The following is a 21142-nucleotide window of genomic DNA, read 5'->3' as shown; positions in this document are numbered from 1 at the left end:
TGGTCGGCTGCCAGCGCCTACTGCCTGCCGGTCATTTTGGGAGAAATTCGTTCAACTGATTCGAGCTCGTTGTTTGAGGAATGCGGAATGCCTTGCATGGTCAACCTGGCCTCTGAAGGCGCGAAATTTTCCCAAGCTGTAAACGGGCTGCGGGCCAGACGTGTCGACCTCCAGATCGAAATCTTTGCTTATCATGCTTAGCTTTCGTTCCAGCTCGGCGTCATCTGATATGCCAGATAGTTTCATGAGCTGAGATTTTGTTGCGCTCTGCCCGCTTCTTTGAAGCGCCATATAAAGTGAATCGTGACTGGCGATTTGCAGCTCCCGTGGCGGCAGAGTTCTAAGGAAGGCATTCATGATAGATTTGCCGACTGCCTGGGCAAACGGCGGCGGAAATGCGTTTCCGATTTGCCGGTACTGGGCGGTTTTACGTCCCGTAAATTGCCATGTATATTGGCTCGACCATCCCTGAATGATGGCAGTCATCTCGATGGTCAGTTTTGGTCCTATGGCGAATACTTCGCCGATTTCCGGCGGTTTGTCTGCAAGCCCCTTAGCATTAACGCCCAGCGCTGCCCAGGCGTTTCTGGCGCGAGTCGGTCCGAGGTCGGCCCCTCCGTGTTTCTTCGACCCTCCCACTATCGTGGGAGCTATCTTGTTGGCCCGGGCGGCCCACTCGTTAGTGCCTTCCCAGCCCTGTGAGCCCATAGGTTTTTCGAGAACCTCGCCAACCGTCGGAGCAGGTGCGTGCGGCGCAGGCCAGTAAAAGTATGGCGCATCTTCCTCACGGAGGGCCACGAGGATGAATCTCGGGCGGAGCTGCGGCACGCTGTAATCGGATGCGTGAAGCAGCCGCCACTCGGCAAGGTATCCCTGCTCGGCTAGTCGGTCGAGTACGTGCTGTCGATAGCCAGCAAAGCGTGCCATGCTCAGGCCCCGGACGTTCTCGAGCAGAAGCGCCCGCGGCTTGATCAAGCAGGTTTGTTCTACGGCCCAGGCAAAGAGGTCTCGCTCGTCGCCGGATCCGAGCTGCTTCCCGGCTATGGAGAAGGGCGGGCAAGGGACGCCGCCGGCCAGCAGCGGGATGTTGGTGTAGGCGGAGGGGTTCCAGACCGAGGGATCAACAACGTCACCTTCTCTTACTTTCCATTTTGGTCGGTTTTCCCGCAATGTGTTGCATGCGTTGTCGTCGAGTTCTACGGCTAGCGAGTGCTGGAATCCTGCTGTTTCCAGCCCAAGTGCCTGCCCGCCTGCTCCTGCGCATATCTCAACAACTTCAAAATTCCTGTGCATTCCTTCATTTCCTCTCCCTGTGGCAATGGGTGACGATTGCCTGCTCGTGGCGTAAAGCGACCAAGTTTTATTGCTTAATGTGTAGCTATTTTTGGACAGGCGAGGGTGTGGTGGCGTATCTAGAATTTGCCCATTCGTGCTTGTGGGCACAATGTGACTATTGCTGGCTTCTGCGATACGTTCGGTGACGTGTCACCACGCTAGACCGAAAAATCTCGGAACTGTAAGTACCTGGAGTGTGCCAATCAGAATTTCCATGATCGATGTGTGTTTGCCCTGGTCCGGGCCGGACGCGGCCCATCCATCGTGGGCGCCGCCGTGGAGTGAGGGACGCGCCGGGCCTGTCGTCGGTTCAGCCCGGGTGAGTCCCTTCAGTGCCTGCGCATACGCCTCTGGCTGGGATGCTCCGTGACCGGCCTGGGCTGCTCGTGCGAATGAAATACGTTCGCGCTCTGGGGTGAACACGAACGGTTACGCAACGGGGAAGGCGGCAGCGTTGAACTTTCGGTACGTTCGTCCGACGTTTGGTGACGGGTGCGCCACTCTCGATTGCAGGAAAGGTTGGTATGGCCTTCTTGTGTAGAACGGCTAAATTTGGCACACTCCGCCTAGCTGTCCTTGATTCACTTGTCCCGGCGGCCCGAGTGCGACGGCTGCATCGTGGGAGCCGTGTGCAGGCGGTCACCGGCAGTCGCTCAGGAATCGCGGATCTGCGTCTCTGCGACATGCATCATCCGTGCCGAACCCGCCTTGGGTCGCGCGCGCGGGTGTTGTGAGGATGCGCCAGTGCCGGGTACTGCTGGGCATGCAGCGAGACAACCGAGGAGAGCAGTGACTGAGCTGAGTGTCGTTGAGATCTGTGCCGGCGCTGGCGGCCAGTCGCTGGGTTTGCATCTAGCGGGCTTCCAGCACCGCCTCGCGGTGGAGCTGGACAGGACGGCCGCAGCTACCTTGAAGACGAACCTGCGTCGGCTCCAGCCCGATGACAACGTCGATGACATCGTTCGAGTGGGTGACGTTGCCGATGAGGAAGTCTGGAAGCCAGAAGACTTCCGGAACGTCGATCTGCTCGCTGGTGGCGTTCCGTGCCCCCCGTTCTCCGTCGCGGGCAAGCAGCTCGGCTCTGCTGACGAACGTGACCTCTTCGCCTGGGCGGTGGAGGCGGCAGGCCGGATGGAGCCTAAGGCAGTCTTGCTGGAGAACGTCCGAGGGCTCAACGACGCACGCTTCGCCGGCTACCGGCAGGCCGTCATCGATCGCTTTGCGGCTCTGGGATATACGGCTTTCTGGGACCTGCTCGAGGCCAAGGATTACGGAGTGGCCCAGTTGCGGCCCCGGATGGTGCTAGTCGCTTTGCGCCCTGAGTACGTCGAGTACTTTGGCTGGCCGAAGAAGCAGCCGAAGGCCCGGAAAGTCAAGGACGTCATTGGCGATCTCATAGGTTCCAACGGCTGGCGCGACGAGTACCTCCAGCGGTGGCTCAAAGAGGCTGATCGGATTGCGCCCACTATCGTGGGCGGGAGCAAGAAGCATGGTGGGGCGGATCTCGGTCCGACCCGGGCAAAGCGGGCCTGGCAAGAACTCTGGACCGACGCCCACGGGCTGGCGAACGAAGCTCCGGGTCCAGATTGGAATGAAGTAGACCATCCGCGCGGCCCTAAGCTGACGGTGGAGATGGTGGCCCGGATTCAGGGCTGGTACGGGCCGGACTACGACCACTGGGTGTTCGAGGGTCTTAAGACCAGTCGCTATCGCCAGGTCGGCAACGCGTTCCCGCCGCCGGTAGCCCGTGCGGTCGGCGAGTCTATTGCTAGTGCGCTGAGGAAAACAAACAAGCCGGAGGACATTCCGGCCCCTCTCAAGGTGCATGATGAGGTTTACCGTCTGCTTCGTGATCATGATGGCCCGCTCACTGCTGACCGGATCCAGAAGCTGCTGGGCGATTCGTTGTCGGTGGAGGAGGTTGTTGCCCGCATCGATGTTCTCCGCCGGGACTTCATCGTCGAGGAGCAGCAACGAGGTGGCCGGAAGTCGTACGTCCTTGGCGACTGGAAGGCATTCCGGGGCCAAGAGGACCACGGCCGGCATGCCGTCTTTGCGCAAGCACGGTCCCGCGCAAAGGTGAGCTGAGCCTAGGAGCAGTCGGCCGTTCTCTGCCGCACCCCAGATTGATAGTGCGGCAGAGAACGGCCGGTGCCGTGGACACTCGTCAAGTGGTGCGGTCGGGCACAGTGTGGGCATGGCACCACAGGAGGATTCCGAATCGGCTGGCCAACCAGCCCGCTACCCGGCGCCCCTCAACGAGGGACGATCGCGCAATATGCGAGCTATCCGTCGGACGGACACCAAACCTGAGATTCGGTTGAGGGCCATGCTGCACAGCCGTGGCTTCCGGTTCCGTAAGGACTTCCGGATCGACCTTGCCGGCGTCCGGGTGCGTCCTGACATCGTCTTCACGCGCAGGCGGCTCGCGGTATTCGTCGACGGATGTTTCTGGCATCTCTGCCCGGAGCACGGCCGTCAACCCAAGGTCAACGACTGGTACTGGGGACCGAAGCTGCAGCGGACGGTGGAACGTGACCGTCAGGCAACCACGGCTCTGGAAGCTGGTGGCTGGACTGTCATGCGCTTTTGGGAACACGTTCCCGTCAACGAGGCAGCAGAACGCATCGGAGCCATCCTCACGGATCAATAAGCTCGCCTGGGGAGGGCGAGTGACGTCGATCCAGTGGCACAGCGACCCACCCGTCCTTGGGAAGATTGAAGCCAGCAAGACTCGCCCGCTTGCGGTCCTGGACCCACTGCCCCACGAGAAGCTCGAGCCCCGCGCTCTTTACTCGCTCTTTGGCTTGGCGCGCACGCCGCAGCGGGTCGTCGAGCTGGAAGCCTACTGTCGCGATGACATCTCGGGCGAATACCGTATTTGGCAGACGAGTGAAGAGTTCCGCGAGGCGAGTGACGAGGCCGGCGTGAGGATCGAAAACCGCGGCTACCCCCGCCGCGTCCAGGAGGCGCAGGGGGTTTCGGGTCAGTGATGCCTCCGGATACAACGGCACGGCGTACTGCTTCAACGCCTCGGTGATGATTCCCCGCTTCTGATCGCGGTTGCCCTGACCGCCGTAGAGCCAGACGCGATGTGTCCGCATCAGCCATGCGCTGTGTGTATCCCGCTGTGCGTCAATCTTGACGAGGATGCACAGCTCACACTGGGCTTCACGCGGGATGCTCCAGTTCTTGCCGACGGTGCCCTTGACGTCTACCGGAACGCCGGCGATACACGTGTCTGGGCTTCTGAGTTTCGGCAAACCCAGAGCATCAAGAAGGTGGTACTGCAGTTTGGTGCCCACGGTTCGCCGTTCGTCACTGTCGACCAGCGGTGATGACAGGTCGAAACGTCCAGTCCGGGCGCCATCGAGAACGTAGTCCACAGAAGACTGCACTGCTGCGCCGAAGATCCTCCGGATCTCCCGTTTCCGGCGTAGCTCCTCGAGGACAGTTCGTAGTTCGATGTCAGATCCCGGCAGTTCAAGGGCATGTGGCTCGCCCTTGACGTTCGTGCATGGGCTTCCTGGTCCTGGCGCCGAACCTCTCACTGCCTCTCCAGTCTGTACGCGATGAGCTCTTCAGCGGCGGTCTTGCCGCCGTTCTTCAGCAACACGTGGGCCACGGACAGAATCTCCGCGTCCGGACGCCGTGCCGCGTAGAGGATCAGGTCGGATGACACATCACTCAGTCCCTCGTCAGAAGAGACGATGATGGCCGACGCGGCATCCGCCGGCGGCGCGTAGCGCCCGGTGTGAAGCGTGATGCCGGCGGCGGCAGGTAGCCGGTTTCGCCGAAGGTGCCGCTGTAGATCGTGCATGCCGTCCCAGACGAGTTGCCGGTCCACCACCGCAGGGGGGACCGGCAACTCGTCGTCTTGTGCCGCTGGCGCGGCTACGGTCAGCGCTGCCGACGGCGGTTCTCCAGCGCCAGGAGTCGTGTCCGGTTCTGTCCAGGGCCTTTTGCAGGTTTCACAGGTGCCTTTGCGGATTAGCTCGTGTAAGCGCTCAAGCTCGTCAACCGAGGGAAACCGGGGCAATTCCTCTGCGCCTACATGCTCGGCAGCCATGTCGTGCAGACCTTTTGCGATGGCGAGGTTGGGGACCTTCCGCTGGCCATTGAGGGTGGCCGTGATGGTTTGCCGGTGATACGTCAGCCGCTTCCCGATCGCCTCAGCCGAGATTCCGTGCGTGGTTAGGACGGCGTAGTAGAGGCGCAGCGCCGCTGTGAAGTCGTACATGGCTCCCGTGAGATGGCTGATGTCGGCAAGGCATCCCAATCTTCCCAATTTGACCCCCTGTGGGTGCACGCGGAAGCGGCGGTTTGCAGCTGAAGGCGCCGGGGCATCGGCGCCAGTTAGAACATTGTGCAGTCTGTTGGAGGTTTTGCCGGTCCCCCTCCTGTCACTTCTATGAAGTGACAGCGAAGGTCTTCTCATCGCGGCGCTAGTTGGCATGATTGATGGCAACGCCACGGCAGCCCGGCCGGGTGTTCTCATCATTCTCAGTGCTAGGCACCCTTGCCCGGGTGCTGGGCCTGAGCGGCTCATTGAGCCGTATCTGTGAAAAGAGGAAACGCTATGGCCGTGCCGGACTGGGCGGATGAGAGCCTGGGAACGATGAAGCGTGGCGCGCTCTGGCTTGTCCAGGTTGTGGGTGAAGGGAACATCTTTACCAAAAGCCAGCTCCGGGATGCGTTCCCAAACATTGCGCAGATCGATCGCCGTATGCGTGACCTGCGGGATTTCGGCTGGAAAATCGACACGAGCCGCGAAGATGTGGGCCTGGACATCAACGAACAAAGGTTCGTTGAGCAGGGGATCCCGGTCTGGGAGCCCGGTAAGGCCACCCGCACCGGTGCGCCCACCATCACCGCGAACAAACGTCGTGAGCTCCTGGCCCGTGACGGGTACAAGTGCCGGGCCTGCGGTATCGGTCCCGGCGAGAAGTACTCGGACACCGAGCTGGCCGCACAGCTTGATGTCGCGCGGCGCCCTGTCGTTTTGCCGGATGGCCGGCGGGAGGTTCAGCCGGTCATCGAGTGCAATCGGTGCCGGATCGGCGGGCGCGAGCTGGTTGCTGATCTGCCGGATGTGCTGTCGCGTGTGGCTGAGCTGACGATGATCGAGAGGAAGATGCTCGTCTCCTGGATCCAGGAAGGTTCCCGGCGTTTCAGCGATGCAGAGCAGCTGTGGGCCGACTACCTCACGCTGCCGGCTGACGCTCGCGAGGCTGTTCGCGAAGCGCTCCCCTGACAAAGCCCCTGCGATTGATCTCCGGGATGGGACGGCAGCAACGGCCGGCCATCCGGAGCGCTGAATAAGGATGAAGATGACTACTGATTTTGGTATCCCGCCAGGTTCTAGTGGGCTTCGGGAGCTGGTGGAACAGCGGCTTGCTGAGGCGAGCGGGGCGTCTGGGGTTCCCGAGACGCTCAAGGTTGAATTCCGGGGGGCGCTGACTAACGTCCAAGTGATCGATATGCCGGTGGGCAAGCTGTTCTATAACCCGGGGACGCACCGGATCCGAGCGCAGCGGAGCCATGACCTCGCCAAGGACGAGGCGCTCAGCAGTGATCCGTGGAGTGACGAGAGCCAGGACTACCTGCACTACTTGCTGACGACGCTGCCGGCTGACCCGTCGCGGCGTGACCCGAAGTTCGAAGAGCTCCAGGAGAGTCTCCGCGACCATAGCCAGCTCGAGCCCGGACTGATTACCCGGGACGGCATCCTGGTCAATGGCAACACCCGTCGTGCCGCGCTGAAAGAAATCGCGGCACCCACGATCCGTGTAGGTGTTCTGCCGGCCTCCTGCACGTGGGATGACATTCATGCTGCGGAGCTTGCCCTGCAGCTGAGGCCGGACCACCGCCGGGACTACTCCTACATCAACCATCTTCTGGCGGTTGAGGAACAGCTGGCGCTTGGCCGCCAGCCGGCTGACATTGCCCGGATGTTTCGCACAACCTCGCCGGTGGTTGACCGGGACCTTTGGGTTCTCAACAATCTTCGTGATCTGGTCCGGCGCAGCGAAAGCGGAGGATTTTCGCTGCGTATGATGGACTTCGAGGACGCAAAAGAGAAACTCGCCGAGCTTTACCGGACGGTTCAGAACGAGCGTAGCAAGGAAAAGGCGGATCTCCTCAAAGAGGCGCGCCTCGCTGCTATTGTCCTCGATTTCGCCAAGACGGATGTTCGAAATATTGGCGCTGACTTTCAGGCTAGATTCCTTGACCAGAGGCTTCCTGAGGAGTTCAAGACTAAGGCACCAGCTCCTGCGGTAAAGGTAATTCCTGGGCTCAACCGGGCAGCTCCCGCTACGGTTCCCCAGGTCGATACCGCTAGAGCGCTGACCGATACTGTTCTGAAGCTTAAGGCCATAGAAATTGCTGGAGAGAAAGCCGAACCTAAGCGGCTCGCCGAGGCGGCGAAAGCCAAGGAAGACCTGAAGAAAACCTTCGATGAGGCGATTGAGTTTGCCGGCAAAGACTTCCGGATGCGCAAGAAGCGCCAGGCGGCACCGGACAGGGTTGCTGACGCTTGCAAGGACCTCGATCAGTGCGTCACCGACTTGGCGATCGCCCGGGGGAACGGCAGCCTGGACCAGGAGACCTTTGACGAGAAGCTGGTTGAGCTGCGGGAAGCGCTGACGAAGCTGGCGGTCGCGGCGGGCAAAACCATCGACCTCCCGGGGGACGGCCTGACGTGGCTCACCGCTGCGGTGGCTACCGAATGACCTCGTCACCACCGGCGGCCGACGTCTCGCTCCGGCTGTCGTTCGACGTCACCCGTACCCGGGTTGTGCTTCGCAGTCACGACGGCTTCCGGGACGAGTTCGCGTCGCTGACGGGGCGGATCGCTGCGGGCAGCCAGACCAGTCCGTTGAGTGCGGAGGTCGATCTCGACGATTTTCTCGCTGCGATCGGTGAGTTGACCTCCTGGCCCGATGACCAGGTGCAGTGGGAAGACGCGCTAGCCAACCTGGTGACCGGTGTCCTTGATGACGCCGATGTCGCCCAGGAGCGCCTGGAGCATGCCGATCCGCTGGCTGGTTCGGGTTTGCCGGAGTCCGACGATGTAGGGGCGGCACTCGGTCCCGAGTGGGTAGCAGATCTGACCACCTTCCAGCGCCGCGATATTGCCCGGCTGTTGGGGCTGCGTCACGGTGCAAACTTCAGCGTTCCCGGTGCAGGTAAGACCCGGGTGGCGCTGGCTGTGTTCGGGGCTATGCGGCAGGCCGGTGAGGCTCAGCGCTTACTTGTCATCTGCCCCAAGTCGGCGTACGAGTCGTGGGGCTTCGAGAGCAGCGTCTGCTTTGCCAAACCGCTGCGCACGTCGGTGATGGGCAGTAACCCTGACCGGGGTGCCGAGGTCCTGATCGTCAACTACGAGCGACTGGGCCGTGCTGTTGTGGCGCTGTCCGCATGGCTTCGGGCCGCGCCAGCGATGGTAGTGCTTGATGAGGCCCACCGGATGAAGCTCGGATCAAGCGGAGCCTACGGTGCGGCCTGCCTTGCCCTGGGCCCGCTCGCCAAGCGGCGGCTCATTCTCACTGGTACGCCAGCCCCCAACGGGGCCCGGGACCTGGAGAGTTTGCTGTCTTTCGTCTGGCCGGGGCACGGCAAGCGTGTTGTTGCTGACGCGGTAGGGGGTGGCAACCTGGCCTACGCAAGCTCGGTGCTCCGTCCGCTCTTCACCCGTACGACCAAGGGCGAACTGGGCTTGCCGCCGGTTACTACGAAGATTCGGTATGTAGAACTTCCGCCGTTGCACCGAGAGATCTATGACGCACTGAAGGGGAACCCGTCGGCGCGGTCGGGGGATCTCGAAGCTTTGGGCAAGGCAATGCTGCGGATGCTCATGGCGGCTACCAGTCCCGCGCTTCTGGCCGAAGGGAGCAGTAAGCACGAGCCTCTCTCCTACCGCGTTCCGGCCCTCGAGGCGTCCAGCAATGACTCGCTCGGGTCGCTCCTCCGAAGTCTCCCGCAGCACGAGTTGTCTCCCAAGTACGAGGAGGCGGTCAAGATTGTCGCGGAGAATGCTCGCCTGAAGCGGAAGACTTTGGTGTGGAGCACCTTCGTGCGCAGCATCACGACGCTGGAGAAGTTGCTGGAGCCCTTCCGCCCGGCGGTTGTTCACGGGGGGACAGTCGACCGTGATGAGCAGATCATGCGGTTCCGGGAGGATCCAGAATGTTTTGTTCTAATTTCGAACCCGGCAACCCTTGGTGAGGGAATCAGCCTGCATCACGACTGCCACGATGCGCTGTATGTGGACCGGGACTTCATGGCTGGACGATTCCTGCAGAGTCTCGACCGTATCCACCGCCTTGGCTTGGCAGCGGATGTAGAGACCCGGGTGACGGTTCTGGCCGCACGTAACACCGTCGATGCGGTGGTGGCGCACCGGTTGGAGGAGAAGCTGGAATTCATGGGAAGCATCCTGGACGACCCGGCGGTCCGTCAGCTTGGCGATCTCCAAGAGGACGACGTTATGGCTGCCGGAGGTATGGATGCGGCGGATATCCGGGCTCTGCTGGCCCACCTGGATGATGGCCGCTGAGGTCCTCACTCCGCCGTTCGATAGCGTTGAAATTGCACGCTACCTGCCATGACCTAGGGGAACACGTGGAGCTTCTGCACTCCGGCAAGGTTCGGGACGTCTACGCCGACGGCGATGACCTTCTCCTGGTCGCCTCCGACCGGATCTCGATCTATGACGTCATCCTGCCCACGCCGATCCCGGACAAGGGCAAGATTCTCACCCAGCTGTCGCTCTGGTGGTTCGAGCAGCTCGCTGACATCGTCCCCAACCACGTCATCTCGGCTACCGACGTGCCGGCCGAGTTCCAGGGGCGGGGCATCCGGGTCGAACGGCTCGAGATGGTCATGGTCGAGTGCATCGCTCGGGGTTACCTGGCAGGGTCGGGGCTCAAGGACTACAACCGGGAGGGCGAGGTCTCCGGGGTCGCGCTGCCGCCGGGGCTGGTCGAGTCGTCGAAGCTGCCCGAGCCGATCTTCACGCCGTCGACCAAGGAGCCGGTCGGGGGTGGGCACGACGAGCCGCTGACGTTCGAGCAGACCGTCGAGCGGGTCGGCAAGGAGCTGGCCGAGGAGCTGCGCCGGGTCACGCTCGAGGTGTACCGGCGTGGGTCGGAGATCGCCGCGGACAAGGGCATCATCGTCGCGGACACGAAGATCGAGGTCGGGTTCAACGCGGACAAGCGGTTGACCCTCGGCGACGAGATTCTCACGCCGGACTCGTCACGGTTCTGGGACGCCGCGGAGTGGGCGCCGGGCAGCGTGCCGCGGTACCTGGACAAGCAGTTCCTGCGGGACTGGTCGTCGCAGCTCAGCGACTGGGACCGGACCGCGCCCGGACCGGAGATCCCGGACGAGGTGGTCGAAGCCACCCGTAACCGGTACGTCGAGGTCTACGAGCGGCTCACCGGGGAGCGCTGGAGTTGATGCGGGTCAAGAGCTGAAGGCGAAGGACGAGCGCCGCACCGCCAGCAGGTGGGCGCCGTAGAGGGCGATCAGGGCTCCGCCCAGCACCCCGATCCAGCCGCCGTACAGGAGCATCAGGGGTGCGGCCGTCCACACAAGCGCGATTCGCATGCTGTGCGGCGTACCCCGAAAGGGCCCGGTGGAAAACCGCCGGGCCCGGGGAAATCAATAGATCAGGCCCATTGGACCGTGGTGTCGGCGGAGAGGCGCGGCAGGCGGTCCTTCCACGGGTTGTCGCCGGGGTGGCCGAGGTTGACCACCGCGAGGGACTTGTAGCGTCCGTCGGGGAAGAAGTCGGCGTCCACCGCGTCCTTGTCGAATCCGGTCATCGGGCCGGCGACGAGGCCGATGGAGCGGGCCGCGATGATGAAGTATCCGGCCTGCAGGGCCGCGCTGAACGTGCCGGCCTGCAGGCGCATGGCCAGGTCGCCTTCGAAGACGTCCTTGAGGCCGGGGGCGTGTGGGAAGACCTCCGGGACGAACTCGTGGAACCGGGTGTCCAGGGCGAGGACCGCGACGACGGGGGCGCTCTCCGACTTGGCCCGGTTGCCTTCGTTGAGGTGCGGGATCAGGCGGGCTTTTCCTTCGGCGGTACGCACGTAGAGCACCCGGAGCGGCTGCAGGTTCGCCTGGGTGGGCGGCCATTTCGCCAGGTCCCAGATTTCGGCGAGTTCCGCGTCGCTGACCGGCGTCGACGCGAAGTGGGAGGTCGTCCGGGCCTCGGTGAAGAGGAGGGCGCGGGCGGCGGCGTCGAGCTGCGGCCGGGTCAGGCCCGCTTCAGAAAGAGTATCCACTTCTAAAAAGCTAGCGACTTTCGCGCAGAAAGCCATGACCCGGGCGCGTGAACACGATCACGGTCGGGACGGGAATCAGGGAAGGTGCTCGTCGGCCCAGACGGCGATGTGCCCGAGGGCCGGCATCAGGGCACGGCCCGCCTCGGTCAGCTGGTAGGAAACGGACACCGGTGGGCCCTCGTCGACGGATCGGACGATCAGGCCGGCGCTTGTCAGCGAGGACAGCCGGTTGGAGAGCACCGAGTCGCTGATGCCGTCGATGGCCCGTGACAGCTCACGGAAGCCGGCCGGGCGGTCCTGGAGTTTGCCGAGCACCGCGGCGTTCCAGCGGCGGCCGAGGAACTCGAAGGCCCGCAGGAGCGCGGCGTCGCGCTCCTTGCAGGTCAGAGGGGCCGCTGTCATGGATGTAAAGCTACACAACGTCGCGCATGAGCTCGTCACATGAATGAGCGCCCCGGTGGCATCCTCAGCCGGTGGGCCCATGACCCGATCCGGGATCTTCCCCCGGTGTTGCGCTGGGTGGTCGTCTCCGCACTGTTCCTGCGTGCCGTCGCGGGCACGGTGCGGGAGTGGATCCGGCGTCAGCGTCCGGAGCCGGAGGTCGAGTGCTCCCGCCAGTCCACACTCACCGTGCACGCCCCGCAGGTGAGCTGCTCGCCGCACGTCGGGCACCAGTCGTTGGTGCGACGGAGATACCACCCGAGGGCGACTCCGGCGAAGAGGCTGAGCAGGCCCACGATCGCCGAGACCGTGACGGCGCCGGTCATGCCAGCGGGCTCCGCTGCACCAGGTAGAGGCCCCGGTGGTCGAGCGTGGGGTCCATGTCGCCGCGTGAGGTCACGTAGGGGGCGGTGAAGGTGTCCACGCCCGTCCCACGGTGGCGGCGGGGAAGGTAGGTGACAGTCACCGCGCGGGGGGATGCCGCCTCGATGACGCCGGCCCGCCAGCCGTCCCGGTAGACCCACACCGGGTCGGCGGGGCGGTAGCTCTCCGGCGGGGCGACGTCGTCCGAGTCGCGCTGTGCCGGGGTGAGGGACGGGAAGGTGGTTTCCACCAGTTTCGACATGCGTTTGCCTCCAGGGGGCTTCGAGGCGGGCGTCGGGCAACACCAGCTGGAACGCATCGGCCGAGCGGCCGAACTTTTCGACACTCTGCGTTATCAGTTGGTACGTGTCTGTCAGCTATCATGCTCGTCATCCAGTGCGTTCGCAAGGCCGGATGCACGTGCATTTGCGTCGCGCAAACGCGCGTCGACACTGGGCCGGTAAGCTTGAGCTGGTTTCCTGGCGGACGATCTCCGCTCTAGGATGCGTGAGGCTGCAAGTTGCAGTCACGAGGCAGCGACGAGGAGTCAGGTGAGCGCGGGTACGCAGGAGGAGGCGCCGGGCGGCGGCCCCACCGTGCTTCGTATCCTGCTCGGCTCTCAGCTTCGGAAGCTGCGGGAGTCGAGAGGGATCACCCGGGAGGCCGCGGGATACGAGATCCGTGCTTCCGGGTCGAAGATCAGCCGGATGGAGCTCGGTCGCGTCAGCTTCAAGGAACGCGACGTCTCCGATCTCTTGACCATGTACGGCGTGGCCGACAGCGCCGAACGCGACGCGCTGATCGCGCTCGCCCGCCAGGCGAACAATCCTGGCTGGTGGCAGCACTTCGGTGACGTCCTGCCCAACTGGTTCCAGGCCTACTTGGGGCTCGAGGCGGCCAGCTCGCTGATCCGCACGTACGAGATCCAGTTTGTTCCCGGTCTTCTGCAGACGCCGGAGTATGCCCGGGCCGTCATCATGCTGGGACACGCCGGCGCGAGCTCCGACGAGATCAACCGGCGGGTCGACGTGCGCCGTCAGCGGCAGCAGATACTCACCCGAGCGGGTGGTCCGCAGCTCTGGGCGGTGATCGACGAGGCCGTGCTACGCCGCCCGATCGGCGGCGTCGAGGTGATGCGGGCGCAGATCGAGGCCCTGATCGAGGCGGCCAAGCTGCCGAGCGTCCGCCTGCAGATCATCCCGTTCCAGGCGGGCGGCCATGCCGCGGCCGGCGGGCCGTTCGCGATTCTGCGTTTCCCTGAGCCCGAGCTCCCGGACGTGGTCTACGTGGAGCAGCTCACCAGTGCCATCTACCTGGACAAGCGCGAGGACGTCGACCACTACGCGATGGCGATGGAGCGCGTCTGCATCGACGCCGAGCCGCCGAACCACACGACGGAGATCCTCGGCAAGTTGCTGCTGGAAGTGGGAAATCCCAGCTAGCGGGCCTTGCGGACGATCCGGCCCCGGAAGGCCGGATCGTCGTGGTCGGTGATGCGTGTCAGGCGACGAGGTTGTCGAAGTCCCCGTCGCGGACACCGCCGAGGAACGCCACGATCTCGGCACGCGTGTAGATCAGTGCAGCACCCTCGGGGTCCCGGGAGTTTCGGACCGCGACGTCACCGTCTGGCAGGACGGCGCACTCGACGCAGTTGCCGCTCGGGTTGCTGCGACCGCTCTTCTGCCAGGTAACGCCCTGAAGTTGGCCGGCAGGCATGCCGTTGACCACGTAGGCCATTCCAAGCTCCCTTGCTATGCCCCGGATCGCCGATCGATCCAGGGTTCGATGGTTCCCCACGTGCCTTCTTAGGGGCGAAGATGCAAATGCACGTGCATCTGGCCTTGCGTAGTCACGTGATTCTGAGCATGATAACGCACGTACTACCCCAAAGAAGGTCACGGAGGGTGACATCTTTGGGTGATGGGTCGGTCGCGGAGCGACGTCTGCGGCCTCGGCGCGAGGTTCCCTGGCGGGGGCGACAGAGCGAGAGGTGACGAGTATGTCGATGTCCAACATCGGCCCGGAACATTCCGATCCGAGTGCCTCCGACGCGTTCGAAGGCCTGTGCCGGGGCAACCCGGCGCTGGTCTTCCGGGACGAGCCGATAGCGGACGACGTGTTCGCGGCATCCACCCGAGCCAGCGCGATCTCGCACCGTTTCGGTGGGGTCAGGTATGCGCTGAGCCGGCCGCGAGGGTTTCACGCCCCCCGGCCGACTGCCGAGGAGGGTGAGTCCGACGCGCGTGATTGAGCTCGTTCGCTGCCAGGGGCAGCGACCTGCCGAACATCCGGCGACCCGCGCCAGATGGATGACGTCCGCACCGCGTGTTCGCAGCGAGCGGTTGCGCCCCAGCGGCCACCGCTTCCCGATATTCGAGTTCGCGGAGTCCGACTACTGCTACGGCATCGGACCGGTCCGCCTGCGCCTCCTCGAGGTCAACTGGGCAAAACCGGTCCCCCACGACGGCGATACCTGGCTGGGCGTGCGCGGCGTAGTGATCGATCCGTCCGGTCGCGAGGGTGCGATCCGGGAGATGCTGATCCGCGCCGGCTGCGTGCCGGTCCCCCCAGCGTGCAAAAGGCCGCGTCTCCGGGCGCTGCACACGCACGTGTGACGCCGGGTGGGCGGCTTGGTTCCCCGTGCTGAGCCGCCCACCCGGTCACACCGTCAGACCTTCCCGGGGGCACACGGACCGGTTCCGCCGACACCCAGGCGGAGCCGGTCCGTCCCGCGTGTGGTCCGGGTGAGTGATCTCTTTCAGCTCTTTCAGCGGTACGAGTCAACGGCCGTCACCTGGCAAATTTCGGCCGTCTCCGACTGGCCGGTGCCGCGAGGTTCGTGCGATCTCCCTGGCCGTAGCGCGGTTCGGGCCTTGAGTCGTCCCTTAGGGCAGGGTCCATGCTGGACGCATGATGAACGGCGGGCACCCGGCCGGAGCGAGTCGAGTCGAGGCGACACAGCGTGCGCCGGCGAGCCGGGCAAGGGGCGAGCCGGGCAAGGGGTGAGCCGGAGCGGTCCGTGAGACGGGGCCGCCGAGCACGTCACTGAATGGCCTGTCCATCATGGGCGCCGCCGGGCAGACCGGCCCGCGAAGGGCCGCCGGAGTCACCGACGACAGTGCTGAGCAGGTGCTCAGGGCTTTCGGGCGACGCCTGCCCAGTAATAGGCGGCCTTCGGGTCGACCGACGGGTCCTCGGGGCGCCACGCCGAGACCGGGACCAGCCCGGGGTCGAGCATCTCCCAGTCGCCGAAGAAACGAGCGACGTCGTCCTTGCCGCGGTCGACCAGGGTGAGGCCGCCGGCGTTCGCCGCGGTGACCGCCGCGTCCATCTCGGCGCGGTTGAAATCGCCGGTCGGGTGGGTGATCGCCAGGCAACTGCCGGACGGCAGGGCGTCGCGCAGGGCGTCGACCTTGCCCCACGGGTCGTCCTCGTCGGCGAGCAGCATCAGGATGGCGATCAGGGTGAGGCCGACCGGCTTGGTCAGGTCGAGCGTGTCGAGGAGGGCCGGCTCGTTCAGGATCGAACTGACGTCGCGGATGTCCGCCGAGATGTACTCGCTGCGGCCCTCGGCGGTGCTGCGCATCAGGGCGCGGGCGTGGACCAGCACGATCGGGTCGTTGTCCACATAGACCACACGGGTGCTCGGGTCGACGCCCTGGGCGATCTCGTGCAGGTTGGGCCGGGTGGGGATGCCGGTGCCGATGTCGAGGAACTGGGTGATTCCCTCTTTGGCGACGATGTCGCGGGCGGCCCGGTGGACGAACTTCCGGTTCTCCCCGGCCATGTAACGCAGGCTCGGGATCGCCTGGATCATGGCTTCGCCGACCTGGCGGTCGATGTTGAAGTTGTCCTTGCCGCCGAGCCAGTAGTCGTAGATGCGAGCCGAATGCGGAACGTTGATGTTGACCCCGGGTGGGGGAGTCTCCGAACCTGCCACGTCGGCCTCCTCGCGTCTCGACCTGACCCAGACTAGCGGCCGCGTTCGACCGGTCTGTGCCTCGACGTCCGGATGTCAGGCTGCCGAGGCGTGCCCGGCGTAACCTCGGGGGCCGCCGTGGTGGTCGGCGGCCGACACGACGCGGTCCCGCCCGGCATGCTTCGCAGCGTACAGATAACTGTCCGCTGTGGACAGAAGGGCGGACTGGGTGCGGCTGGGAACCTCACCGGACCCGGCGACGCCGATGCTGACGGTCACCGGAAGGTTCCGGGTGATGCCCCGCCAGTCGTGGCCGCCGATTGCGCGCCTGATGTCGTCGAGCAGCACCGTCGCCCGGGCCACCGACGTCCCCGGGAGCACCAGCAGGAACTCCTCGCCACCCATCCGGGCGGCGAACCCGTCCGGGCACACCTCGTCGAGGCCGCTCTCCAGCAACTCCGCCACCCGGACCAGCACCTGGTCGCCGGTGTCGTGCGAGAGGCGGTCGTTGATCTGCTTGAAGTGGTCCAGGTCGACGAGCGCGACGGTGAGCGGCGACTCCCCGTCGATCATGCCGGGGAGGCGTTCGTCGACGTAGCGGCGGTTGTGCAGGCCGGTCAGCGGGTCGCGGCGGGCCTGCTCGCGGAAGAGCTCCGCCTCCTGCCGGGCCTCGGTCGTCTCGAACATCGCCTGCCGGGTGCGGGCGCGGGCCTCCCGCTGCAGCGAGTGCAGATTCTGGTACGCCGCGAAGAACTCCTTGTGCATGGCGAACGCCTCGGCGTACATGCCGCGGGCGCCGTACAGTTCGGCCTGCTCCTGGTGGACGCGGACCAGCAGCTCGCCGAGTTCCCGTTCGAGGCACAGTTCGCGGGACGAGTCGAGGCTCTGCTGTGCCCGCTCGTACGCGCCCATGCCGCGCTGTGCCTGGGCGAGGGTGAGCAGGTAGCCGCCGAGGGCGTCGGCGTCGTCGTACTTGCCGGAGGCGTGCCGCTGGATGCAGAGCCGCATCGTCTCCTCGGCTGCCTCGAACCGTCCGTTGCCGATCTGGATGGCGCCGATGGTGTCGAGGTATTCCGGTTCGAGTTCGATGTCGAAGTCGACCGCCAGGCATTGCAGGCGTTCGGCGACCTCTTCGGCGAAGTGCTGGTTGCCGGTGTCGTATTCGGTGTAGGCGCGGTTGTTCAGCAGGCAGAGCAGCACCGGCGAGCCGGCCTGGACCGCGAGTTCCTCGGCCTGTTCGTAGCGAATCCGGGCGGCGTCCATCGAGCCGGCCGCCCACAGACAGTCGGCGAGTTTGGTGCGGTGCCAGATCTGCATGTGCGTGGTGGCGTCGTCGTCGAGGAGTTCGACCGCGAGGACCGCGTGTTCCAGTGCTTGTTCGGCGTCGCCGAGGTGCTGGTGGATGTAGGACCAGACCAGGTGGGTGCGCGACAGCAGGGTCCGGGCGCCGTGGTCGGTGGCCCACTCGTACACCTGCCAGATCTGTTCGGCGGCGCCGGCGATGTCGCCGGAGCGCATCCGCATGTTGGCCTGGTGCAGCCGCGCCCGCGCGACGAGCAGGTCGTCGCCGAGCCGTTGGGCTTCCCGCTCGAAGTCGAGGGCGCGGGCGATCTCGGCCCGGGCGTCCCAGGATCGCTGGTCCTCGACGTCGAGGAGGGCAGCGGCGAGTGCCTCGGCGGCGATCACACACCCATCCAACGGTTCTCCCCCACCCTGCGCACAAGCCCTACGAAGGCGACCATCGGTAGTGCCGATGTCACCCTGAGGGAAACCAGAGATCAGCGCTCAGTTTCCTGAGGTTAGCTCTGGGTGACCGGCCTGTCCCAGTCGTAGCGGAGTGAGAGAAGCGACATGCACGGCGGCGCCCGGGTCCCCCCGGACCCGGGCGCCGCTTTTCACCTGCGATTACTTGCTGAGGGCCGGTTCCTTGCCGTCGGCTTTCGCCGGGGCGAGGTCGACGGTCGAGCGGAGCATCGTCGGCTTCATCGCGAAGGCCGCGATCACGCCGATCACCGCGACGCCCACCGAGATCAGGAAGATGTGGCCGGTGGCGTCGCCGTACGCGACCCGCACCATGTGCTGCACCGCCTCGGGCAGGCTGCTCAGGTTGAGGCTGCTGGTGCCGCCGGTGCTGCCGGCCGGGTAGCCGGCCGCGGTGAGCTGTTCGGTCATCGAGTCGGAGACCCGGCGGGCGAGGACCGCGCCGAGGACCGAGACGCCGATGGTGCCGCCGAGGGAGCGGAAGAAGGCGACCGTCGAGCTGGCCGCGCCGATGTCCTTGAGCGAGACGGTGTTCTGCACCGCGAGGACCAGGTTCTGCATCGACATGCCGACGCCCACGCCGACGACGGCCATCGCCGCCCCGATGTACCAGAGCGAGGTGTCGTGGTCGAGGAGGGAGAGCCCGGCGAATCCGATGACCAGGACGATCGTGCCGATCACTACGTGCGGCTTGATCTTGCCGGTCTTGGTGATCATGCGACCGGAGATGGTCGACGAGACCAGGATGCCGAACATCATCGGGATCATCAGCAGGCCGGCCTGGGTCGGGCTGTATCCGCGGCCGATCTGGAAGTACTGGCCGAGGAAGACCGCGCCGCCGAACATGGCCATGCCGACCGCGAGGCTGGCGATGATGGCCAGGGCGGTGGTGCGCTGACGGACGATCGGCAGGGGCACCACCGGCTCGTCGACCCGGGACTCGACCCAGACGGCGAGGGCGAGCAGCACCAGGCCGCCGCCGACCATGGCGAGGGTCTGCCAGGAGATCCAGGCGAACGAGTCGTCGACGAAGGAGATCCAGATCAGGATCACGCTGACGCCGGCGGCGATCAGGGCGGCACCGAGGTAGTCGATCTTCACGTTCTCGCGGCGCATCACCGGCAGGTGCAGGGTCTTCTGCAGCAGAGCCAGGGCGATCACGGCGAACGGCGCGCCGATGAAGAAGCACCACCGCCAGCCGAGCCACGAGGTGTCCACGATCAGGCCGCCGAGCAGCGGGCCGGCGACGGTGGAGAGGGCCATCACGCCACCGAGGTAGCCGTTGTAGCGTCCGCGTTCCCGCGGCGGGATCATCGCGGCGATGGCGACCTGGACGAGCGCCTGCACGCCGCCCATGCCGAGGCCCTGGAACGCGCGGGCGGCGATCAGCTGCTCGGTGTTCTGGGTGAAGCCGGCGATCAGCGAGCCGATCACGAAGACCACGATGGCGATCTGGACCAGCAGCTTCTTGCTGTAGAGGTCGGAGAGCTTGCCCCAGATCGGGGTGGTGGCGGTGGCCGTGAGCAGGGTCGCGGTCACCACCCAGGTGTACTGGGTCTGGCTGCCGTTCAGGTCACCGATGATCTTCGGCAGTGCGGTGGAGACGATCGTCGAGCTGGCCATCGCGACGAACAACACGAGCAGGAGGCCGGAGAGGGCTTCCAGAATCTCGCGGTGTGTCATCGGCGCGGGCCCGGCGCTGGTCGTGGTTGGGGCGCTCATCGCGCGGCCTCCAAGCTGGGCGTGGGGTTTTCCTGGGCGATCAAGTCGTGGGCGAAGCGGTTCAGCGAGGCGGTGAAGGCGGCGATCTCGTCCGGCGTCCAGTCGTGCAGCGCTGCGGCCAGCCGTTGTTCGTAGTGGGCGTGGGTGCCGTCGAGCACGGTGTTGCCCTGCTCGGTGAGGTGCAGCGTGCTGGCGCGACCGTCGGCGGGGTCGGCGACCCGGGCCACCAGGCCGGCGCGGACCAGGCCGGCGACGGCTCGGCTGATCGTGGACGGGTCGAGCGCGTGTTCGACGGCCAGCTCCTTCATGTGGCAGTGCTCCCGTTTGCGTATCGCGGCGAGCACGCCGAGGGATCCGACCGGAAGTCCGTCGGCGATCGGTGCCGGGCGTTGCTTGACCAGTCGGAACGCTTTGAGTACCTCGTGCATTGCGCCCATCAGCTCCTGGTCGGACACCGGTTCCTCCTCGCGATGCTTGCTGCATACAACTATCTGCCTGGCTTGCCCATTGCGCAAGTTTTCTCATTGGGAACTGAATCACACGCCGGTAGTCTCATGTCATGAGCGCGCCGACCACCGAGACCGGCCTCCGCGAGCGCAAGAAGGCCGCGACCCGCCAGGCACTGCACGACGCGTCGTTACGCCTGGCACTGGAGCACGGCCCGGAGAAGGTCACCGTCGAAGCCATCGCCGACGAGGCGGGTGTCTCCCGCCGGACGTTCTCGAACTACTTCGCGAACAAGGAGGAGGCGCTCTTCTACGGCGACTACCAGCGGATGCGGCTGCTCGCCGGGATGCTGCACGCCCGTCCGGCGGACGAGGCGCCGTGGACCGCGCTGACCGCGGCCGCGAAGGAGTTCTACGACCAGCTCGGTGACCTCGACCCGGAGTGGATCTCGCGGCGCCGCCTGATCCGCCGGCACCCGTCGCTGGCCTCGCCCCAGATGCAGGTCTTCGCCGTCCTGGAACAGGAGATCTCCGCCGAGGTCACGCTCCGGGTGGGTCAGACCGCAGATCCTTTGGGGGTACGCGCGAAGCTGCTGACCGCGACCTTCCTGGCCGCGCTGCGGATCGCCCTGAACGCCTGGCTGGAGCATCCGGCCGGCACCCACCACTGGACCCTGGCGGCCGACCTGCTCGCTCAGGCCGGCAGAGGCTTCGCCGACTAACCTCCCCAACCACCGTGGTGACTTCGGGCGTCCACAGCGCCCCAATTCAACACACCCCGATGGGTGTGGTGATTTCGGGCGTCTACGGCGCCCCAGTTCAACACGCCCTGATGGGTGTGGTGATTTTGGGCGTCT

The 21142-nt window shown here is 65.2% G+C and carries 22 protein-coding genes; 9 read left to right on the top strand and 13 right to left on the bottom strand.

What is annotated here, in order from left to right; translation table 11 throughout:
- Window positions 1–51: 51 nt before the first annotated feature.
- Window positions 52–1443 (bottom strand): DNA cytosine methyltransferase, encoded by a 1392-nt coding sequence (locus tag WH85_RS49345; protein ID WP_245674245.1) that lies wholly within the window; start codon window positions 1441–1443, stop codon window positions 52–54.
- A 681-nt stretch (window positions 1444–2124) separates the two neighbouring features.
- Here WH85_RS49345 and WH85_RS36715 point away from each other — a divergent pair.
- Both WH85_RS36715 and WH85_RS36710 read left to right on the top strand, forming a co-directional pair.
- A complete protein-coding gene (locus tag WH85_RS36715; protein WP_045746731.1) occupies window positions 2125–3423 on the top strand; it encodes a DNA cytosine methyltransferase in 1299 nt (432 codons plus the stop codon).
- A 109-nt stretch (window positions 3424–3532) separates the two neighbouring features.
- A complete protein-coding gene (locus WH85_RS36710) occupies window positions 3533–3988 on the top strand; it encodes a very short patch repair endonuclease (protein WP_045746750.1) in 456 nt (151 codons plus the stop codon).
- Here the strand turns inward: WH85_RS36710 and WH85_RS49340 are convergent.
- Entirely contained in the window at window positions 3975–4886 is a 912-nt protein-coding gene (locus WH85_RS49340) for a NaeI family type II restriction endonuclease (protein WP_083449530.1), read from the bottom strand. The two genes, WH85_RS36710 and WH85_RS49340, sit on opposite strands and share 14 nt — an antisense overlap.
- Window positions 4883–5575, bottom strand: a complete 693-nt coding sequence (locus WH85_RS36700; RefSeq protein ID WP_045746729.1) for a hypothetical protein — start codon at window positions 5573–5575, stop codon at window positions 4883–4885. Before WH85_RS36700 ends, WH85_RS49340 begins: the two co-directional genes overlap by 4 nt.
- Window positions 5576–5914: 339 nt before the next feature.
- Between WH85_RS36700 and WH85_RS36695 the strand changes: the two genes are divergently transcribed.
- From WH85_RS36695 to WH85_RS36680, 4 genes are all read left to right on the top strand, one after another.
- Window positions 5915–6589: a hypothetical protein gene (locus WH85_RS36695; protein ID WP_045746728.1), complete on the top strand. Its 675-nt coding sequence runs from the start codon at window positions 5915–5917 to the stop codon at window positions 6587–6589.
- Window positions 6590–6665: 76 nt separating this feature from the next.
- The gene (locus WH85_RS36690) at window positions 6666–8069 is read left to right on the top strand and encodes a ParB/RepB/Spo0J family partition protein (protein ID WP_045746749.1); all 1404 of its coding nucleotides are present in this window, start codon (window positions 6666–6668) and stop codon (window positions 8067–8069) included.
- Window positions 8066–9895, top strand: a complete 1830-nt coding sequence (locus WH85_RS36685) for a DEAD/DEAH box helicase (protein ID WP_045746727.1) — start codon at window positions 8066–8068, stop codon at window positions 9893–9895. Before WH85_RS36690 ends, WH85_RS36685 begins: the two co-directional genes overlap by 4 nt.
- Before the next feature lie 65 nt (window positions 9896–9960).
- The gene (locus WH85_RS36680) at window positions 9961–10800 is read left to right on the top strand and encodes a phosphoribosylaminoimidazolesuccinocarboxamide synthase (protein ID WP_045746726.1); all 840 of its coding nucleotides are present in this window, start codon (window positions 9961–9963) and stop codon (window positions 10798–10800) included.
- 6 nt (window positions 10801–10806) lie between these two features.
- Here WH85_RS36680 and WH85_RS51035 read toward each other — a convergent pair whose 3' ends face one another.
- From WH85_RS51035 to WH85_RS36660, 5 genes are all read right to left on the bottom strand, one after another.
- Window positions 10807–10950 carry a hypothetical protein gene (locus WH85_RS51035; protein WP_157411446.1) on the bottom strand — a complete coding sequence of 48 codons (144 nt, stop codon included), beginning with the start codon at window positions 10948–10950 and terminating at the stop codon, window positions 10807–10809.
- A gap of 62 nt (window positions 10951–11012) precedes the next feature.
- On the bottom strand, window positions 11013–11633 hold the full coding sequence (locus WH85_RS36675; RefSeq protein WP_211275561.1) for a malonic semialdehyde reductase: 621 nt from the start codon (window positions 11631–11633) through the stop codon (window positions 11013–11015).
- Between the two features lie 75 nt (window positions 11634–11708).
- The gene (locus tag WH85_RS36670) at window positions 11709–12035 is read right to left on the bottom strand and encodes a winged helix-turn-helix transcriptional regulator (RefSeq protein ID WP_045746724.1); all 327 of its coding nucleotides are present in this window, start codon (window positions 12033–12035) and stop codon (window positions 11709–11711) included.
- Window positions 12036–12214: 179 nt separating this feature from the next.
- Window positions 12215–12400, bottom strand: a complete 186-nt coding sequence (locus WH85_RS36665; RefSeq protein WP_045746723.1) for a hypothetical protein — start codon at window positions 12398–12400, stop codon at window positions 12215–12217.
- Entirely contained in the window at window positions 12397–12699 is a 303-nt protein-coding gene (locus tag WH85_RS36660; protein WP_045746722.1) for a hypothetical protein, read from the bottom strand. Before WH85_RS36660 ends, WH85_RS36665 begins: the two co-directional genes overlap by 4 nt.
- Before the next feature lie 289 nt (window positions 12700–12988).
- Between WH85_RS36660 and WH85_RS36655 the strand changes: the two genes are divergently transcribed.
- Window positions 12989–13879, top strand: coding sequence for a helix-turn-helix domain-containing protein (locus WH85_RS36655; protein ID WP_045746721.1), 891 nt, complete (start codon window positions 12989–12991; stop codon window positions 13877–13879).
- Window positions 13880–13937: 58 nt separating this feature from the next.
- Here WH85_RS36655 and WH85_RS36650 read toward each other — a convergent pair whose 3' ends face one another.
- Complete coding sequence (locus tag WH85_RS36650; RefSeq protein WP_045746720.1) at window positions 13938–14174, bottom strand: DUF397 domain-containing protein; 237 nt, start codon at window positions 14172–14174, stop codon at window positions 13938–13940.
- 572 nt (window positions 14175–14746) lie between these two features.
- Between WH85_RS36650 and WH85_RS36640 the strand changes: the two genes are divergently transcribed.
- A complete protein-coding gene (locus WH85_RS36640; RefSeq protein ID WP_045746718.1) occupies window positions 14747–15052 on the top strand; it encodes a hypothetical protein in 306 nt (101 codons plus the stop codon).
- 518 nt (window positions 15053–15570) lie between these two features.
- Here WH85_RS36640 and WH85_RS36635 read toward each other — a convergent pair.
- The 4 genes from WH85_RS36635 to WH85_RS36620 all read right to left on the bottom strand — a co-directional run bounded on the left by WH85_RS36635 (window position 15571) and on the right by WH85_RS36620 (window position 20294).
- Entirely contained in the window at window positions 15571–16377 is an 807-nt protein-coding gene (locus WH85_RS36635; protein WP_045746717.1) for an SAM-dependent methyltransferase, read from the bottom strand.
- Between the two features lie 75 nt (window positions 16378–16452).
- Window positions 16453–18054 (bottom strand): tetratricopeptide repeat-containing diguanylate cyclase, encoded by a 1602-nt coding sequence (locus WH85_RS36630; protein WP_045746716.1) that lies wholly within the window; start codon window positions 18052–18054, stop codon window positions 16453–16455.
- 207 nt (window positions 18055–18261) lie between these two features.
- On the bottom strand, window positions 18262–19839 hold the full coding sequence (locus WH85_RS36625) for an MDR family MFS transporter (protein ID WP_045746715.1): 1578 nt from the start codon (window positions 19837–19839) through the stop codon (window positions 18262–18264).
- Entirely contained in the window at window positions 19836–20294 is a 459-nt protein-coding gene (locus WH85_RS36620; protein ID WP_052721058.1) for a MarR family winged helix-turn-helix transcriptional regulator, read from the bottom strand. Before WH85_RS36620 ends, WH85_RS36625 begins: the two co-directional genes overlap by 4 nt.
- Before the next feature lie 104 nt (window positions 20295–20398).
- Here WH85_RS36620 and WH85_RS36615 point away from each other — a divergent pair, with 104 nt between their 5' ends.
- A complete protein-coding gene (locus tag WH85_RS36615; protein WP_045746714.1) occupies window positions 20399–21007 on the top strand; it encodes a TetR/AcrR family transcriptional regulator in 609 nt (202 codons plus the stop codon).
- Window positions 21008–21142: the final 135 nt, after the last annotated feature.

It is taken from the genome of Actinoplanes rectilineatus, assembly GCF_000962825.1.
In the GTDB taxonomy this organism is placed as follows: Bacteria; Actinomycetota; Actinomycetes; order Mycobacteriales; family Micromonosporaceae; genus Actinoplanes; species Actinoplanes rectilineatus.
This window is presented reverse-complemented; position numbering and strand designations above follow the sequence as displayed.

Coding starts and splice junctions, on each gene's coding strand:
- WH85_RS36710 (WP_045746750.1), top strand. CDS start 3,533: ATGGCACCACAGGAGGATTCCGAATCGGCTGGCCAACCAGCCCGCTAC.
- WH85_RS36700 (WP_045746729.1), bottom strand. CDS start 5,575: ATGTACGACTTCACAGCGGCGCTGCGCCTCTACTACGCCGTCCTAACC.
- WH85_RS36695 (WP_045746728.1), top strand. CDS start 5,915: ATGGCCGTGCCGGACTGGGCGGATGAGAGCCTGGGAACGATGAAGCGT.
- WH85_RS36690 (WP_045746749.1), top strand. CDS start 6,666: ATGACTACTGATTTTGGTATCCCGCCAGGTTCTAGTGGGCTTCGGGAG.
- WH85_RS36685 (WP_045746727.1), top strand. CDS start 8,066: ATGACCTCGTCACCACCGGCGGCCGACGTCTCGCTCCGGCTGTCGTTC.
- WH85_RS51035 (WP_157411446.1), bottom strand. CDS start 10,950: ATGCGAATCGCGCTTGTGTGGACGGCCGCACCCCTGATGCTCCTGTAC.
- WH85_RS36670 (WP_045746724.1), bottom strand. CDS start 12,035: ATGACAGCGGCCCCTCTGACCTGCAAGGAGCGCGACGCCGCGCTCCTG.
- WH85_RS36665 (WP_045746723.1), bottom strand. CDS start 12,400: ATGACCGGCGCCGTCACGGTCTCGGCGATCGTGGGCCTGCTCAGCCTC.
- WH85_RS36660 (WP_045746722.1), bottom strand. CDS start 12,699: ATGTCGAAACTGGTGGAAACCACCTTCCCGTCCCTCACCCCGGCACAG.
- WH85_RS36650 (WP_045746720.1), bottom strand. CDS start 14,174: ATGGCCTACGTGGTCAACGGCATGCCTGCCGGCCAACTTCAGGGCGTT.
- WH85_RS36640 (WP_045746718.1), top strand. CDS start 14,747: ATGACGTCCGCACCGCGTGTTCGCAGCGAGCGGTTGCGCCCCAGCGGC.
- WH85_RS36625 (WP_045746715.1), bottom strand. CDS start 19,839: ATGAGCGCCCCAACCACGACCAGCGCCGGGCCCGCGCCGATGACACAC.
- WH85_RS36615 (WP_045746714.1), top strand. CDS start 20,399: ATGAGCGCGCCGACCACCGAGACCGGCCTCCGCGAGCGCAAGAAGGCC.